21 protein-coding genes are annotated in these 13729 nt (G+C 46.6%); 11 read left to right on the plus strand and 10 right to left on the minus strand.

The genetic code is table 11. The features are described from left to right. Positions 1-28 precede the first annotated feature (28 nt). On the minus strand, positions 29-478 hold the full coding sequence (locus N288_RS02310; protein WP_009792418.1) for a MarR family winged helix-turn-helix transcriptional regulator: 450 nt from the start codon (positions 476-478) through the stop codon (positions 29-31). Between the two features lie 84 nt (positions 479-562). Continuing rightward, positions 563-1078, minus strand: a complete 516-nt coding sequence (locus N288_RS02315; protein WP_009792417.1) for a CBO0543 family protein — start codon at positions 1076-1078, stop codon at positions 563-565. A gap of 153 nt (positions 1079-1231) precedes the next feature. Between N288_RS02315 and N288_RS02320 the strand changes: the two genes are divergently transcribed. Together N288_RS02320 and N288_RS24985 are read left to right on the plus strand one after the other, a co-directional pair. Beyond that, the gene (locus tag N288_RS02320; protein WP_009792416.1) at positions 1232-2077 is read left to right on the plus strand and encodes a P-loop NTPase family protein; all 846 of its coding nucleotides are present in this window, start codon (positions 1232-1234) and stop codon (positions 2075-2077) included. A gap of 88 nt (positions 2078-2165) precedes the next feature. Beyond that, positions 2166-2339, plus strand: a complete 174-nt coding sequence (locus tag N288_RS24985) for a hypothetical protein (RefSeq protein WP_009792415.1) — start codon at positions 2166-2168, stop codon at positions 2337-2339. A 47-nt stretch (positions 2340-2386) separates the two neighbouring features. On the opposite strand, the gene N288_RS02325 is transcribed toward N288_RS24985, so the two are convergent. Continuing rightward, positions 2387-3118: an alpha/beta hydrolase gene (locus tag N288_RS02325; RefSeq protein ID WP_009792414.1), complete on the minus strand. Its 732-nt coding sequence runs from the start codon at positions 3116-3118 to the stop codon at positions 2387-2389. 135 nt (positions 3119-3253) lie between these two features. Here N288_RS02325 and N288_RS02330 point away from each other — a divergent pair, with 135 nt between their 5' ends. The 3 genes from N288_RS02330 (at position 3254) to N288_RS02340 (ending at position 5535) form a co-directional block, all read left to right on the plus strand. After that, on the plus strand, positions 3254-3550 hold the full coding sequence (locus tag N288_RS02330) for a hypothetical protein (RefSeq protein ID WP_022543297.1): 297 nt from the start codon (positions 3254-3256) through the stop codon (positions 3548-3550). Between the two features lie 458 nt (positions 3551-4008). Further along, entirely contained in the window at positions 4009-4503 is a 495-nt protein-coding gene (locus N288_RS02335) for a GNAT family N-acetyltransferase (RefSeq protein ID WP_009792410.1), read from the plus strand. A 15-nt stretch (positions 4504-4518) separates the two neighbouring features. Continuing rightward, on the plus strand, positions 4519-5535 hold the full coding sequence (locus tag N288_RS02340) for a S66 family peptidase (protein ID WP_009792409.1): 1017 nt from the start codon (positions 4519-4521) through the stop codon (positions 5533-5535). 56 nt (positions 5536-5591) lie between these two features. On the opposite strand, the gene N288_RS02345 is transcribed toward N288_RS02340, so the two are convergent. After that, a complete protein-coding gene (locus N288_RS02345; protein WP_022543298.1) occupies positions 5592-5903 on the minus strand; it encodes a hypothetical protein in 312 nt (103 codons plus the stop codon). Between the two features lie 94 nt (positions 5904-5997). On the opposite strand from N288_RS02345, the gene N288_RS02350 reads away from it, so the two are divergent. Next, positions 5998-6336, plus strand: coding sequence for a hypothetical protein (locus N288_RS02350; protein ID WP_022543299.1), 339 nt, complete (start codon positions 5998-6000; stop codon positions 6334-6336). Between the two features lie 220 nt (positions 6337-6556). Here the strand turns inward: N288_RS02350 and N288_RS02355 are convergent, their stop codons facing one another. The 5 genes from N288_RS02355 to N288_RS02375 all read right to left on the minus strand — a co-directional run bounded on the left by N288_RS02355 (position 6557) and on the right by N288_RS02375 (position 10141). Next, a complete protein-coding gene (locus N288_RS02355; protein WP_009792406.1) occupies positions 6557-6739 on the minus strand; it encodes a DUF1272 domain-containing protein in 183 nt (60 codons plus the stop codon). A gap of 108 nt (positions 6740-6847) precedes the next feature. Beyond that, positions 6848-7669 carry an SPL family radical SAM protein gene (locus N288_RS02360; protein WP_022543301.1) on the minus strand — a complete coding sequence of 274 codons (822 nt, stop codon included), beginning with the start codon at positions 7667-7669 and terminating at the stop codon, positions 6848-6850. 11 nt (positions 7670-7680) lie between these two features. After that, the gene (locus N288_RS02365; RefSeq protein ID WP_009792404.1) at positions 7681-8394 is read right to left on the minus strand and encodes a 2OG-Fe(II) oxygenase; all 714 of its coding nucleotides are present in this window, start codon (positions 8392-8394) and stop codon (positions 7681-7683) included. A 275-nt stretch (positions 8395-8669) separates the two neighbouring features. Continuing rightward, positions 8670-9617 (minus strand): L-lactate dehydrogenase, encoded by a 948-nt coding sequence (locus N288_RS02370; RefSeq protein ID WP_009792403.1) that lies wholly within the window; start codon positions 9615-9617, stop codon positions 8670-8672. A 197-nt stretch (positions 9618-9814) separates the two neighbouring features. Then, the gene (locus N288_RS02375; RefSeq protein ID WP_009792402.1) at positions 9815-10141 is read right to left on the minus strand and encodes a hypothetical protein; all 327 of its coding nucleotides are present in this window, start codon (positions 10139-10141) and stop codon (positions 9815-9817) included. Between the two features lie 118 nt (positions 10142-10259). On the opposite strand from N288_RS02375, the gene N288_RS24495 reads away from it, so the two are divergent. From N288_RS24495 to N288_RS02390, 4 genes are all read left to right on the plus strand, one after another. Continuing rightward, positions 10260-10412 carry a YfhE family protein gene (locus N288_RS24495; protein ID WP_009792401.1) on the plus strand — a complete coding sequence of 51 codons (153 nt, stop codon included), beginning with the start codon at positions 10260-10262 and terminating at the stop codon, positions 10410-10412. A 330-nt stretch (positions 10413-10742) separates the two neighbouring features. Then, on the plus strand, positions 10743-11165 hold the full coding sequence (locus N288_RS02380; protein ID WP_022543302.1) for a DUF1801 domain-containing protein: 423 nt from the start codon (positions 10743-10745) through the stop codon (positions 11163-11165). A gap of 18 nt (positions 11166-11183) precedes the next feature. Further along, positions 11184-11702: a GNAT family N-acetyltransferase gene (locus N288_RS02385; RefSeq protein ID WP_009792398.1), complete on the plus strand. Its 519-nt coding sequence runs from the start codon at positions 11184-11186 to the stop codon at positions 11700-11702. A gap of 34 nt (positions 11703-11736) precedes the next feature. Next, entirely contained in the window at positions 11737-11991 is a 255-nt protein-coding gene (locus N288_RS02390) for a hypothetical protein (RefSeq protein ID WP_022543303.1), read from the plus strand. 26 nt (positions 11992-12017) lie between these two features. On the opposite strand, the gene N288_RS02395 is transcribed toward N288_RS02390, so the two are convergent. Next, positions 12018-12683: a hypothetical protein gene (locus tag N288_RS02395; protein WP_009792396.1), complete on the minus strand. Its 666-nt coding sequence runs from the start codon at positions 12681-12683 to the stop codon at positions 12018-12020. 93 nt (positions 12684-12776) lie between these two features. On the opposite strand from N288_RS02395, the gene N288_RS02400 reads away from it, so the two are divergent. Then, entirely contained in the window at positions 12777-13613 is an 837-nt protein-coding gene (locus tag N288_RS02400) for a GNAT family N-acetyltransferase (protein WP_022543304.1), read from the plus strand. Positions 13614-13729 lie beyond the last annotated feature (116 nt).

The raw sequence follows: 13729 nt of genomic DNA on the forward strand, positions 1-13729 counted from the left end.
AGGATGCCCGCTTGGCTGGCATCCTTTTTTATTGCTCATGTTTATGATGAAGGATCTGTAAAAGCTGCAGAAGGGAGGTTTTCAGCGAGTTGTATTCCTCTTCGTTTGCGCCGCTCATTTCGAAGATCTTCCCAGGGATGGATTCTGCCTGACCCTGAAGAGATATTCCTTTTTCTGTCAGTGTCACAAATACAGAGCGCTGATCCTCAGCAGATCTTTCCCGGTTCAGGAGCCCCTGCTGCTCCATCCTCTTCAGCATGGGAGTAAGGGTGCCGGAATCGAGGTAGAGAAGCTCCCCAAGTTTTTTCACGGTCAGGCTTTTCTTTTCCCAAAGAAGGAGAAGGACAAGGTATTGAGGATAGGTGACTTCAAGCTTATCTAAAAGTGGCTTATACTGCTTGGTCATCTCTCTTGAAGCAGCATAAAGAAGGAAGCAAAGCTGATTTTCGAGCTTTAACTGGCTGTACTCGTTTGTCATTTTTTCACCGCTTATCGTTATAGTCTGTATATATACTATAACCTCCGCACTATATTTAATAAACTAAACTGCATACCGTTTTCCTTAATAGGGAGTCGGAACATCAAATATAAGATAGAGAGCTGCTATAAAAATCCCGCCAAGGAGCCAGGCGAGCCATGGCTTGCGATAATGGGCAATCAGAAGTGTGAAGGTCACGATATTGAACAAAAAGGACCAGCGGAAGGACCAGCCATGATGATGGATAATGCTGTCATTTATATAGGCGATGAGCTCCACACCAGTGAACAAGATTGACCAAAGAAGAATCCAGCCAGCCTGTGCCTTCAGCTTTTCCGGAAGCCGCCCGAGAAAAATGGGCAGGACGAAAGGGTAAATAATAAAAGCAATCGCCATCGAAATGGAATTGTGAGTAGGCAATAATAAATGATCAATCCAAACAGGCTTGAATTCCCAGACCCGATAATTATACAGGAGAAGCTCATAAGCAAGATTGGCAATAATCCAGAATAAGAGCGTGCTGTAGTATTGTGCAAAGCTTCTCCAGACTCCAAGGACGAGCCCTGCAATAATGAAAAATATAACGAATGATGACTGCATTTTTTTACCCTCTTATCAATGATATAAGAATAGGTTTTCCAATAACCTGGAAAATAACCTGCTCCCAAAGGCCTGCTGAAAAAGGAAATACGCCAGCTGGCGGCGAATTAGAAGAAAGCAAAAGTTTATCCCAAGACAATAGAGGTGCAAAGAATGAAAGCCAAACTAATACTCGTTGAGGGGCTTCCCGGCTTCGGTAAGTCAACAACTGCCAGATATACAAAAGAGATACTCGATGAGGCAGGGCTGGAGACCAGATTATTTCTGGAAGGCAATCTCGACCATCCTGCCGACTATGATGGAGTCGCTTATGCGGCGGAAGCAGAGATGGAGAAACTGCTGAAGGAAGCAGGCGGCCAAGGAGAACTTATTAAACAACATACAATCAAAAAGAATGGCTATTATCTAGTTCTATATGAAAAAATGAAACGGAAATATCCTGATGCATTTCCTGAAGGCCTGCTGGATCCTATTATCCGGACTGATATTTACGAACTGCCTATGAAGCTGCATATGGAGCTGATGGAGGCCAGCTGGCTCAGCTTTGCAGAAGAAGCAAATGGAGATGCGGTGTATATATTCGAATGCTGCTTCATTCAGAATCCTTTAACCATCGGGATGATCAAGTACAATGAGCCGGCAAATGAAATCATGGCTTATGTTAAGCGGCTTGGCGAAACGATTAAAGAACTTGATCCGCTTCTTATTTATCTGGAGCAGGACGATCCTGAGTCAGCCTTCAGAAAGGCTGTGAAAGAGAGGCCGGCAGAGTGGTTCGAGGGCTTCACCGAATATTACACTGGCCAAGGGTACGGACTCAGCCGCGGATGGAAAGGCCTGGAGGGAACGCTGAAGGTACTGGATGCAAGGAAGCAGCTGGAGCTGGACACGATGAAGCAGCTTGATCTGAAAAAGGCTGTGGTGAATAATTCCTGGTTCGATCCGGACAGCCATAAGGAAATGATCAGGCAGGTGCTGAAGGAACAAGGCGTAATTTAAGAAGAATTCCTATACCAAAACAGCCTGATGTGTTTGATAAAGCAGCTGTCCGGGAATATCCCCAAAAAACAGGCAAGGGGGATTAGAATTGAAGTTCAATAAAGATGACCTCACGAAAGTAATTAAAACGGCGGCAGATAAAGTAAGTGGAGACAATGCAGGCCAAACATCCAACAATGATGTTCAAACCCAGATAAACAGCATCAACAGACGGCTCTCATTGCTCGAGGAAGAGCTTAGGCAGATAAAGGAGAAGGTATAAGGGCCATTGAGGCCCTTTTTTGTTTAGGACAGTAATAATAATCCTGGTCAGGAACGGGCTTCAAGCCACCTCAAAATTTCTTTTACTATTAAATCCTGCTGTCTTTGAGGCGGAATGCTAGCATGATTGTCTCCTTTTTGAGGTCCATACATGCCGAATTGTGCATGGTTGCCGCCTTCTATTCCATATAAGTCTGCTCCATCAGAAAGCAAATGCCGTGTTTTCTCAATCTTCCCGGGTGTGGTCAGTCCATCTTTTTCCGCATAGATCGAAAGCATGGGCATCGTGGAATCTGAAAAGTCAGAGCCGCTGCTTGGATAGGAACCGAGCAGGATGACCCCATCAATCTGGTCCGCATGGTTAAACGCATAAGTAGCAGCGGAAACTCCTCCGAGGGAATGTCCTCCAATATACCATCTCTCAATCTCTGGATAATGCTCGATTAGTTCGTCTGCTTTATTTCCCTCGAGGATGGAGAAATTCAGGCGCATTTCCGGCACCAGCACCAGGTACCCATTCTCAGCAAGCCGCCCGCCCAAATAGCTGTATGCCTCTGGCTCCACCTTGGCTCCAGGGTAAATGATGATCCCTGCTTTCTTCACTGCACCCGGATCAAAGACAATCCAATCATTCTCATGCCGGATATTTTCTTCACCGATTAATTTAAAGAGTTCTTCAGACGGTTTATACGTTGCCTGGGCCAAAATGTAAAATCCCGCACCGCCTGCGATGATAACAGCTAAAACAATGATAAGGGCAACTTTAATGATCTTTTTCATAAAAAAGCCTCCTGCCCGCTGGATATATATCTTATTGTATTTTAAAAAAGGAGAAGGTTCCAGATTTGCGTGTACAGCCTGAAACCTTCCCTGTGCTCAGCACGTATATGAAGGAAAGCTATGGGAGGGTTTCAAATGAAAAGGTATAGAGTGCTGGCTGCGGCTGCTATTCTAATCATCTTCTTCCTGCTTGCCGGAAACCATTTCATCATACATACAGGAGAAGCAGAAGCGGCGGCAGTTGAAGATAAAGGAAAAGAGGGCACAGAATATTATATTCTCCTTAATGGGCGGAAGCTGATGGTCGAGGACGAAAATGTCTGGAATCTGATTGAAGTGGGCGGAATCTACGACATTGCTTATGAATGGTATGGAAATAAAGATCCTGTCATAACAAGCATTACATTTCCAGGGTATGAGGGCAGCCATTGATGGGAAGCGGGATTTAATGATGTTAACTCTCCGGGCTATTGAAACCCTGCAGGTTTGCATAAAAGGCTATTATGGGGTGTTTTAATTAGAAATTCCGGTTAAGCGGAGCGCAGTAGCCCGTTTTCCTGTTTTTCTAATCGATAGCCGGAATTTCTCCGTCTATTAGAGCTATATTTTGAGCTTTTTTGAAAATAAGGGAAATTTCTCCGCTAATTTTTCGGCCTGTCGCTGATTCCCTCATTCAGGTCGGGGAAGGTCCGCTCTTTTATGGACGGGCGGGGAACCCGCAATCAGAGCTTAAAATATGTAATGTGTGTTTCATTGAGCTTTTTTATAAAAATATTGAGGAATTAGCAGGAATAAGAGCCTGCCTAATCGAATATACGTTCTTTAACGAAAGGCTGGGTACCCTAAGGTAATTGCGGCATCGGGGCCTGAAAGATAGAAGGTGATCTTACATGGAAAAAACAGCACTGATAAAAACAGTCTCCCTTGAATTTTATAAAAACGAAGATGAATCGCGGCTTAAGGGCTATCAGCTCCCGGAAGAGCAGCTCGCCTTTACCTCAATGCCGGTTCCTGCGATTGAGGCCTGCCTGCAGGAGGATGACCGCCATCCTATTATCATTCAATATGGAGAGGATATAGCAGGCTTCTTCGTCCTTCATGGCAAGGGCGGGGCCATCAAGTACAGCCCGAAAGAACAGGCGATCCTGCTTCGCGCCTACTCGATCAGCTCCAGCTATCAGGGGAAAGGGATTGCGGGTGAATCATTGAGGCTCCTGCCTGACTTTGTAAAAAAGCATTTTCCTGATAAAAATGAAATCGTCCTTGGGGTCAATCACAGCAATCATGCGGCCCAGCATGTCTATAAAAAGGCTGGTTTCATTGACCAGGGCCTTCGAATCACCGGAAAAAAGGGCGAGCAGTATGTGCTGCACATGCAGCTTTAGAAAGGGAATGAAATCATGATCAAATATCCGATTTTAAAGGAAGAGGCCGTAATTGGCGTAACAGCAACATCGTCAGGAGTGCCGGAAGAGCTCCACGGCATGATCCGCTCCGCCTGCAGCCGCATGGAGTCAAGGGGATTCCGCGTAAAGTGCGGGGACACTCTGTGGACACAGGAAAAAGCAAAGTCGGCCCCGGCGACAGTCAGAGCGGATGAATTCAATGAAATGATGGCAGACAGCGGGATAGACTTAATCATTCCTCCGTGGGGAGGGGAGCTTTTAGTAGAAATTCTGGATAAAGTGGATTTCGCCGGAATGGAAGAAAAGTGGATATTAGGCTATTCGGATACGAGTTTGCTGCTGTTGGCCGTCACTTTGATGACCGGGATGGCGACGGCCCATGGAACCAATCTTGCCGACCTGCGCGGTGAGCAAATGGATGAAACAACAGCCAGATGGCTGGATGTTTTGAAAACAGAAGAGGGCGGATCGGTCCAACAGGAATCTTCCAGCAACTATCAGAAAGAATGGCAGCATGAGAATCCTTCACCATATGTATTTCATTTAACAGAGCCGACGAGCTGGAAATCTATATCCGGCAGTCCGGAGAGGATGGAAGGCCGGCTGCTCGGCGGATGCATTGATGTTATCAGGCATCTGATCGGCACCCCTTACGGCCGTGTCCGTGAATTTCAGCGGGAGCACCTTGGCGGGGATCCTATTGTCTGGTATTTTGAGAACTGTGAAATGACAACAACCGATCTGCGCAGGACTTTGGTTCATATGAAGATGGCCGGCTGGTTTGAAGACTGTGCGGGAATCATGTTTGGTCGCAGCAGCGCCAACACAGCAGTTGGCGGCTATACTGCAGAGGATGTATATAAAGAGCTTTCAGCTGAGCTTGAAGTGCCCGTTATTTATGACATCGACTGCGGCCATGTCCCTCCGCAGGTCACTTTGATCAACGGAGCATACGCGGAAATTGAGGTCCGGGACGGGAAAGGCAACATAGTTCAGCATTTTAAAGCATAAGAAGAGGCAGGCTGCGGAGTCTGCCTTTTTAATCGTGCCTTAATGAGGCATGGCATTTAAGTTTCACCATAATACTCAGCAAAATAAAGGAAGCCGAATTTCCTTACAAGATAGTTTCTTAAAAGGCCTTCAGTTGCTTTTTCAATTGGAGGATCTGTAAGTGTATAAGCCTTGCCGTTAAGCCTGGCAAATTTCTTGGAATCTGCTTTGTTATGGTAGTCATCCTCGATAATGCCTGAAGTCAAAGCAGCACCTGGATAGCCGCTTATAAAAACATGGGTCCTGAGAGCAAGGTGAGGGGTTGAATGCAGCAGCAGGAAAATGATCACTATACCGGCAAGAACCAGTTTCTCTTTTTTATATTTCATGAAAGATATTCTCCTTACCATTAAGTTCTTTTAACTATTCAGTGATCCTTATGATAATCCTGCTAAAATCTAACAAAAAGGAGTGAAGCAAATTATGAAACGAATAGTGCTGTTTCTCTTTCTGGCAGCCGCTGCCATTCTGGCTGCATGCGGAGCATCCGGCCAATCTTCGGGAAGTTATCAAGTCGTTATCATAGGGGGTAATGAGGATTTGAGCGGAGCATTCAGCGATTTTGCCGGCAGCGGCGGACCGGTTGGCGAGCTCCGGTATATTGCTGATCCTGAAGAGGCCCGCAAAGAATTTTCGAAGTATTCCTTTGAAGAGGTCCCGGCCATATTCATTTTTGAGACCGGGGGAAGTGAAATGAAAAAGCTTATGCTGGAAACGAACGAGGTAGAAGAGGCACAGGCGTTTTTAGAGGGGAAGGACTAAAAAAGAGGCAGTTGGTAAATTAACTGGTGAAGTTGGTAGAATAACGTATGAAGTCGGTAGATTATGCCCTGAATCGGTAGAATAACCGTCGAATTTGGCAGATTATCAGGCCGATTAATAAAATGAGCTCAAAAAGGGGCAGGCTGCCGGCTCTCCCAGCGCCATATTGTCTGAAAACCGGCTTGAAGAACGCTATCCAAGCCGGCAAAAACAGCTTTCTTCATCCAGCAGCAGTCTTTCTTGGCCTCTTGACAAGCTCGCCGCCGCAGTTCGGGCAAATATTCTCCATCTCTTCCGTGCAATCCCGGCAAAAAGTGCATTCATATACGCATATAAAAGCTGTATCGTCCAACCTCAAAGGAGCACTGCATCTTTCACATTCTTTTCTCATTTCCAAACCCATAGAAAGCCCTCCATCCGTCTATTTTCATAGCTAAGATTAGCAGAAATTCAGGCAATCATTCAGGGTCAGATCCCAACTATTTTCCGGGGTCAGCAGCGGCTGAAAACCTTATTGCGGAAGGAAGCCCTCTTTGCTGATCAGAACCTTTTCCGGAGGAAATACTTCTGTAAATCGCTTATATAGTTTCCTGTATGCGGTCCGGTTGTACCATTCTTTTAGATTCAGTTCTTCGTAAAGAGAAGGGATGCCGATCTTTTCCGTTCTTCGTCCTCCGCTTCCATCTCCCATAAAATAATCATCGATGCAGATCCGGTTTACAATGGGGAAAAGCAATTCCGGAAACCTCTCACTGCTGGGGAGCATAGGGGCAATGGCAGCCTGGACGGGTATTCCTGCTTCCTTCAGCTCCCGCAGGGCCTTCAGCCTTGCGGGGATCGGCGGGGCGGAGGGCGTAAAATGCTTTCTTATTCTCTCGCTGTCCGTTTCCACTGTCATGCTGATCCGGACCTTTTCTCCAAGCTTTTGAAACAGATCCGCATCCCTTGCTGCAAGGGGGCTTCTTGTTTGGACAAACAAGAAATCCGGCTGGTTTTCTGCCATAGCTTCAAGCAGGGAGCGGGTAATTCTCTCTGTGTGCTCAGCCGGCTGATAGGGGTCTGTGCTGGAAGACATAAAAATGGTCACAGGGCCTTTCTGTTTTGCTTTTGTTATTTCTTTATCAAGCAGTTCTGCCGCACCCTGTTTTACGTCGACCCAGCTGCCCCATTCTTCGCTGCGGAAGATGGAGACTGGCATTTCTCTGACATAGCAGTAGGAGCAGCCAAACGCACAGCCTGTATAAGGGTTAAGTGAGTGGCTGTAGCCGGAAAGGAACCCGGTGCCTTTTGTCAAAATGGTCTTAGGTGTTTTATAAGCTATATTAGCTTTCATTGTTATCATCCTTATTTTGCATTGTGGAAGATGATTCCTAATCCATACCTGGTACCGGAGGAGAGTGTACTGACACCGTGGCGGACAGTGTTCTTATAATAGCCTCTTTTCCCCTGGACCGGCCTGCTGCTCGTTGGGAAAATCAGGGCCTCACCCTGTTCGAGCGTAATCACATGCCCGCGGCTTTGCGCTCTTGGGCGCTGTTCTACGAGAAGAGACTCACCGCCGGTGTAATCCTGTCCTCTTCTGCTCAAAGTAAATAATACCTGGAAAGGAAAAAACACATCTCCGTAAAGATCCTGGTGCAGGCAGTTGTAGCCTCCCTGCTCATATTTCAGGATAAGCGGGGTTGTCCGTTCCTGTCCGTGCTGCCTGCACTCTTCCAGAAATTCCTCCAGGGTGCCGGGATAGGCAGGCTCTTTGCCAAGCAAGGCAAGCCAGCGGTTGGCAGCTTTCGCAAGCTCAGGGTAAAAAGCTGAGCGGAGCTCCTGCAAAAGAGGGGGAAGGGGATCCGCGAAGTACTTGTATTCACCTTCCCCAAAACGGTAGCGCTCCATATTGATGGTGCTTCGATAAAGGCTTTCATCCTCATACATACCGATAAGAGAATCGCATTGCGCGGGGGATAGGAGGGTGCCTAATTTTACAAATCCAGCCTCATCCAAGGATTGATGAAGCGCCTCCCAATCAAGTGTGCTTATCTTTTTGCCCATTTCGCTGTCCATGCTGCGGCCTCCTTTATTTCTAATGATATGTTCTATTATTAGCAAAGTCTTGTATTAAGAATGAGTTATATAGTGGTAAATAAAGGATATTTGAACTGATATTTAGGAAGGAGTAGTATGATGATTGTGCTTGCCGCTGTTACCGCACTATTTTCCATTGAGCTTAATCTGCGGAAGACAGTGAAACAAAATCTAAGGATATGAAGAAAGGAGAAGAGTAGATTGATATCTAAAACAAAAAGAAGCCGGCATCGGTCAGCCGGCTCCTATCTGAATCAAAGCGTATTGGCCATAATCTCCTTTAATACTTTCGCAGAGGTGCTGAACTGCTCTTTCTCTTTCTCATTGAGATCGATTTCGATTATTTCACGGATGCCTTCCCGGTTGATGATGGCGGGAACACCTATATAAAGGTCCTTTTCTCCATATTCGCCGTCCAAATAAGCAGAAATGGTCAGAATGCAATTTTCGTTATGGAGGATTGCTTTCGTAATCCTGGCCAGTGACATTCCGATCCCATAATAGGTCGCACCTTTTCTTTGAATGATATCGTAGGCTGCATCACGTACATTGACGAATATTTTTTCAAGACAGTCCGGGTTCACGTCTTCTTTGCGCTTCAAAAAGCTGCCAAGAGATTCAATTCCAATGCTGCTATGGCTCCAAACAGGGAATTCCGTATCTCCGTGTTCTCCGATGATGGCTGCGTGGACATTCCTTGTATCCACTTTGAAATACTCGCCCAGCTTAAAGCGCAGCCTGGCTGAATCAAGTACGGTGCCTGATCCGATGACTCTTTCCTTCGGGAGGCCGGATTCTTTCCACGTCACATATGTCAGGATGTCAACCGGATTTGTTGCGACCAGAAAAATGCCGTCAAAGCCGCTCGCCATAATCTGTTTGACAATGGTTTTGAAAATGCCGGTGTTCTTCGCTACAAGGTCAAGCCTTGTTTCACCGGGCTTTTGGGGCAAGCCTGCAGTGATGACGACAAGATCAGCTTCCCTGCAGTCATCATAGGTTCCGTTCCACAGTCTGACTGGGGAAGGGGCAAACGGCATTCCGTGATTAAGATCCATTGCTTCACCTTCGGCCTTAGCTTCGTTCACATCGATCAGGACAATTTCTTCTGCGGCGCCCTGGTTGACCATTGAGTATGCATAGCTGCAGCCCACAGCTCCAGTGCCAATTACAACAACCCTGTTCACTTTGTTTGTTTTCATCTCGAATTTCTCCCTTCAATTGTAAGAGTTATATGTCTGCTATTCCCGCGAGGCGGTTAACTAAGATACTTTTATTATATAGTAAAAATGTGAAATGATTCACAAACTCTATGGCTATTTTGTGAAATGTTTCACAAGTTCTCTGCGGAATAACGGTTATGATCCTGTCATAACCGTTAAAGCAGCTTCAGAGCCTTTTATTCAGCACTTTCCAGCCTTTTTCTGAAATCTGAGGGGGAGAGGAGGGTGTGATCTGTATTTTCCTTCAATCCTTCCAGGAAACCAAGGTCGGCTTCGTAAAGATCCTCTTCATCGTATTTATTGCTGTAGTAAAGCTGTTCAGAGCCAGTTTGGAGAAGGAGACTAAGCTCCAGACCCATCGCGGAGCCGCTGGGACTGTCTTCGTCCCCGAGAACAGCACCAGGACGAGAGGATTCCTCCTGGCTGATGTATAAACGGGAACCAGCCGCATTTTCCGCCCTCTTCACCAATTCGGGAAGCGTCCCTATCTTTTTCAATGTCATTCTTCATCACCTCTGTTCTTTGTTTACCTAATTAGAGGGGGCCTCTAAACTTTCCGTTTGCAGGAATGTCCGGAGGGTAAAAGAATAATGAATATAAATTGGAAAGGAGAATGCTAAAATGGCAGACAAAAAACCACCATACAAAGGGTTCAACACAGAGCAGAACAACGGGCTCTCCGATACCCAGGAAGTGAACTACAGCAGTGATTTCAAGAAAGCCTATAAAGCTGAAAAGAAACAAGACTCCGATTCCAGCGAAAAAAGTGAATGATGGAAAGGAAGCCCTGCCGCAAGACGGCGGGGCTTTTTGCATCTTATAAGATAAGAAAGTATATCTTTTCTACTTTGTCTTCTGTCTAGCAGCTGCGCCTACCCCCTCGAGGTCACAAGCCAATCCTCCCAAAAAGGCAAAGAACGCCTTTCCTGGAGTGAGGTCCCCCGGATGGGGGTCATGCAGACGTTGCCACAGGACGTGGCGTTCTTAGTCTGCGTGACCAAGGCGCTTGCGCTTTTCTTTGTAAAAAGGCCGTCTGCAGGAAGGAGATCAGCCGCTGCTATAGAAATGTACACTAAGTAAAATAGAAACTTAAGGAGGGAAATGATGTACGAGCAGAAGACGAGGGAAAATGATAAAAGTGTAGAAGAATTCATTGAAAATGTAGACAGCCCGAAGAAACGGCAGGATGCATACAGACTGATTGAAATTTTTGAAGATACAAGCAGATACAAGGCGAAGATGTGGGGAGAGAGCATTATCGGATTTGGATCTTATCATTATAAATATAAGACCGGGCATGAAGGAGACGCACCGCTTGTCGGCTTTTCCCCGAGGAAGGCAAAGATCAGCCTCTATTTTGCCACAGGAGACACTCAAAGGGGAGAACTGCTTGAAAGATTCGGCAAGCATACAGCCGGCAAGGCCTGTGTGTACATCAATAAGCTGGCAGATGTGGATGAAGAGGTATTAAGGGAGCTGATTCTCCAATCGATCCGATTTCTAAGGAATACATATCCGGAATCCTAGGGGGCGGGAGGGGCAAGAATGAAGATCAGGAGAGCGAAGGACCAGGATGCAGAAGGAATCGCCAAAGTCCATGTGGAAACATGGAGGACTGCTTATAGGGGCATTATTAATGATGAATATCTAGCAGCTCTTTCCGTGGAAAAAAGGACCGAACTGTGGCACAGGAATATCGCGATACCCGGAAATATTGTACTTGTGGCAGAGGAAAATGGCGGGATAGTTGGTTTTGCAGACGGAAGCCAAGAGGAAACAGGCGAGTATGGCGGTTTCAAGGGGAATGTCACCTGTCTATATGTGCTGGAAGAGCATCAGGGAACTGGCCTTGGAAAGGCACTCCTGCAAGAGCTTTTTCAAGCATTTCAAAAAGAGGGGATTCGTTCTGCTATCGTAAAGGTGCTGAAAGAAAATGATGCCTGCAGCTTTTATGAACACACGGGTGCAAGACTGCTGAAGGATGCTATCCCAATAAAAATCGGCAGCGGCCGGGAGCTCGAGCTCTGTGTGTATGGATGGAAGGATTTTAACGCTGCATTTTAGCAGCCAGAAAATCAAGAATAGGAGAGATGAAGCGATGAAGCTGGCAGTAAAGGCATGTATCCTTTCAGCATCATGCCATCTAATATATGCGGCTTATTCTATGGTGAATGGCTATATACAAACCAAAAACTATGAACCTGATATGGACAGGGCCTGGCATGAAGCTGCCTCAGCACCGGCCTTGGTTTCATTTGGACCGGCACCGTCCCCCTGGATATTACCTCTGACTTTTATAGCAGGTGCGCTCCTGTTTGGAGCAGTGCTGTCGTGGAAAAAAAGTGCCCGGTGACAGGAGCCGTAAAAAATCCTCCAGCATTATGCCCCGCTGGAGGATTCCTTTTTACTCTCATATTCACTTGAACTGGTTCTTTCTATACCTATATTTCCAAGCAGGTTTTCTATTGCTGTTAAGTGCTTTTTATCCGGCACAGCAATGAGGCCTGGCTGAAACAAACGATTCTTCACCTTGAGTTTTAATTGATAGCCATTGTCTGCGCGGGAGTCCAGCCCGTAAAGAGGATGCCAGCGGACAATTTTCTCTGTTTCAAAAGAGCGGATTTCGGTCTGGCTGTAAAACCTTCCGTGCAGAATCATGCCGTCCTTCATGATAAATAGATTCTGCGGCTGGCGGATGAAGCTTGCAATGGCAAAGAATATATAAGCCGCATTCAAGAAGGCGGGGTCAAACCAATCGGTTAAAAGCAGGAGCAGGAGGAAGCCGGCCATGAGGAAAAAAGCACATACGGTTCCCCATTTTATATACTGATAGGATCTAGTATTTTTCGTGATCGGCTGCATTTCCTTCCATTCGCCTGGCAGCAGGATGCCTGAATATTCTTCCTGTGTGCGTGGGAATAAAGCTTGTCCCGACAAATCGGCCGCTTTTTTTATACGGAGCCGGAGCTGCAGCAGGTAGTAGCATCCGATAAGGAACATCATAATAAAAAACAGGTCAAGCCACATCGTTTTCCGCCCTTTCATTGTCTAAAATTTTTGCCCCTTGCCCTCCTAATTAATACGGAGAAGATGGAAAAAGGTTCTCTATTTTTAAAAATCAGAAGGAGGCTAAGAAAAATGAAGATGACAGACCGCCTGAAAAGGATCATCCACTTGGCAGAAGGAGAACGGGTGGAGACTGGCTGCCGGTTTATCCAGCCGGAGCATCTGCTATCAGGGTGCCTGCTTGAAAGGACCGGGGCATTTGCGGAACTGGCGAATAAGTGCCGTTTAGACATAAGCAGCCTCCGCTCAGCCTCAGTCAAAAATTCTGAAGAAGGGGGGAGCTTGCTGCTTGGATTTCCGGCAGAGATATCTGAGGAAACAAAGGTCGTGATGGAGGCGGCGGCTGGATATATGAAGAAATACGGCCAGATGATCCTTAATGAAGGCCATCTCCTGAAGGCGCTGCTTTCCTGTGATTGTCTTGCTGATTTGGCAGGGAAGGAAGATAAACAGCAGATGCTAGCAGTCGGGGCAGCAGCCAGAGATTTAGCTGTACATCTGGCATCGTACTCACCGCCTGACAAGCTGCTCTCTGCGGTCAGGAGAGCAGGGAAAAAGGATAGAGAGATGCTTGCCGCATTTGCAGAAGCCCATTTTTCGGCTGAATGGGCCCAAACGGCTGAAGCTGGGATGGAGCAGGAGGAACCGCCGGTCTACATAGCTTTCAGTGGAGACGGGGAACTGATTGGGTTTGCAGTATTTGATTCATACAAGGGCAAAAAGGGATATTTCGGGCCGATGGGAGTGGCTGGAGGCATTCGGGAAAAAGGAACAGGAAGCGCCCTTCTCCATGCCTGCCTGAAGAATATGAAAGAAATCGGCTATGAATATGCGGTCATCGGCGGGGCGGGGCCAATTGAATTCTATGAAAAGTCGTGCCAGGCTGTCGTCATTCCATATCCGGATTAAAATAACCACTGTTCAAAAAATTGAAACATTTAGTCTGCTTTCTCTGTTTAGCTCTCTCTTCTGCTGGGAATGGGTAAGGGACTTGTACATAGCTGCCAGTCAGCATGAGCCATTCT

This window comes from Bacillus infantis NRRL B-14911 (genome assembly GCF_000473245.1).
Classification (GTDB): domain Bacteria; phylum Bacillota; class Bacilli; order Bacillales; family Cytobacillaceae; genus Bacillus_AB; species Bacillus_AB infantis.

What these genes read in the sequence shown, in the direction of transcription:
- N288_RS02310 (WP_009792418.1), bottom strand. Translation starts at nt 478, where the DNA reads ATGACAAACGAGTACAGCCAGTTAAAGCTCGAAAATCAGCTTTGCTTC.
- N288_RS02315 (WP_009792417.1), bottom strand. Translation starts at nt 1,078, where the DNA reads ATGCAGTCATCATTCGTTATATTTTTCATTATTGCAGGGCTCGTCCTT.
- N288_RS02320 (WP_009792416.1), top strand. Translation starts at nt 1,232, where the DNA reads ATGAAAGCCAAACTAATACTCGTTGAGGGGCTTCCCGGCTTCGGTAAG.
- N288_RS02325 (WP_009792414.1), bottom strand. Translation starts at nt 3,118, where the DNA reads ATGAAAAAGATCATTAAAGTTGCCCTTATCATTGTTTTAGCTGTTATC.
- N288_RS02330 (WP_022543297.1), top strand. Translation starts at nt 3,254, where the DNA reads ATGAAAAGGTATAGAGTGCTGGCTGCGGCTGCTATTCTAATCATCTTC.
- N288_RS02335 (WP_009792410.1), top strand. Translation starts at nt 4,009, where the DNA reads ATGGAAAAAACAGCACTGATAAAAACAGTCTCCCTTGAATTTTATAAA.
- N288_RS02340 (WP_009792409.1), top strand. Translation starts at nt 4,519, where the DNA reads ATGATCAAATATCCGATTTTAAAGGAAGAGGCCGTAATTGGCGTAACA.
- N288_RS02345 (WP_022543298.1), bottom strand. Translation starts at nt 5,903, where the DNA reads ATGAAATATAAAAAAGAGAAACTGGTTCTTGCCGGTATAGTGATCATT.
- N288_RS02350 (WP_022543299.1), top strand. Translation starts at nt 5,998, where the DNA reads ATGAAACGAATAGTGCTGTTTCTCTTTCTGGCAGCCGCTGCCATTCTG.
- N288_RS02355 (WP_009792406.1), bottom strand. Translation starts at nt 6,739, where the DNA reads ATGGGTTTGGAAATGAGAAAAGAATGTGAAAGATGCAGTGCTCCTTTG.
- N288_RS02360 (WP_022543301.1), bottom strand. Translation starts at nt 7,669, where the DNA reads ATGAAAGCTAATATAGCTTATAAAACACCTAAGACCATTTTGACAAAA.
- N288_RS02365 (WP_009792404.1), bottom strand. Translation starts at nt 8,394, where the DNA reads ATGGACAGCGAAATGGGCAAAAAGATAAGCACACTTGATTGGGAGGCG.
- N288_RS02370 (WP_009792403.1), bottom strand. Translation starts at nt 9,617, where the DNA reads ATGAAAACAAACAAAGTGAACAGGGTTGTTGTAATTGGCACTGGAGCT.
- N288_RS02375 (WP_009792402.1), bottom strand. Translation starts at nt 10,141, where the DNA reads ATGACATTGAAAAAGATAGGGACGCTTCCCGAATTGGTGAAGAGGGCG.
- N288_RS24495 (WP_009792401.1), top strand. Translation starts at nt 10,260, where the DNA reads ATGGCAGACAAAAAACCACCATACAAAGGGTTCAACACAGAGCAGAAC.
- N288_RS02380 (WP_022543302.1), top strand. Translation starts at nt 10,743, where the DNA reads ATGTACGAGCAGAAGACGAGGGAAAATGATAAAAGTGTAGAAGAATTC.
- N288_RS02385 (WP_009792398.1), top strand. Translation starts at nt 11,184, where the DNA reads ATGAAGATCAGGAGAGCGAAGGACCAGGATGCAGAAGGAATCGCCAAA.
- N288_RS02390 (WP_022543303.1), top strand. Translation starts at nt 11,737, where the DNA reads ATGAAGCTGGCAGTAAAGGCATGTATCCTTTCAGCATCATGCCATCTA.
- N288_RS02395 (WP_009792396.1), bottom strand. Translation starts at nt 12,683, where the DNA reads ATGAAAGGGCGGAAAACGATGTGGCTTGACCTGTTTTTTATTATGATG.
- N288_RS02400 (WP_022543304.1), top strand. Translation starts at nt 12,777, where the DNA reads ATGAAGATGACAGACCGCCTGAAAAGGATCATCCACTTGGCAGAAGGA.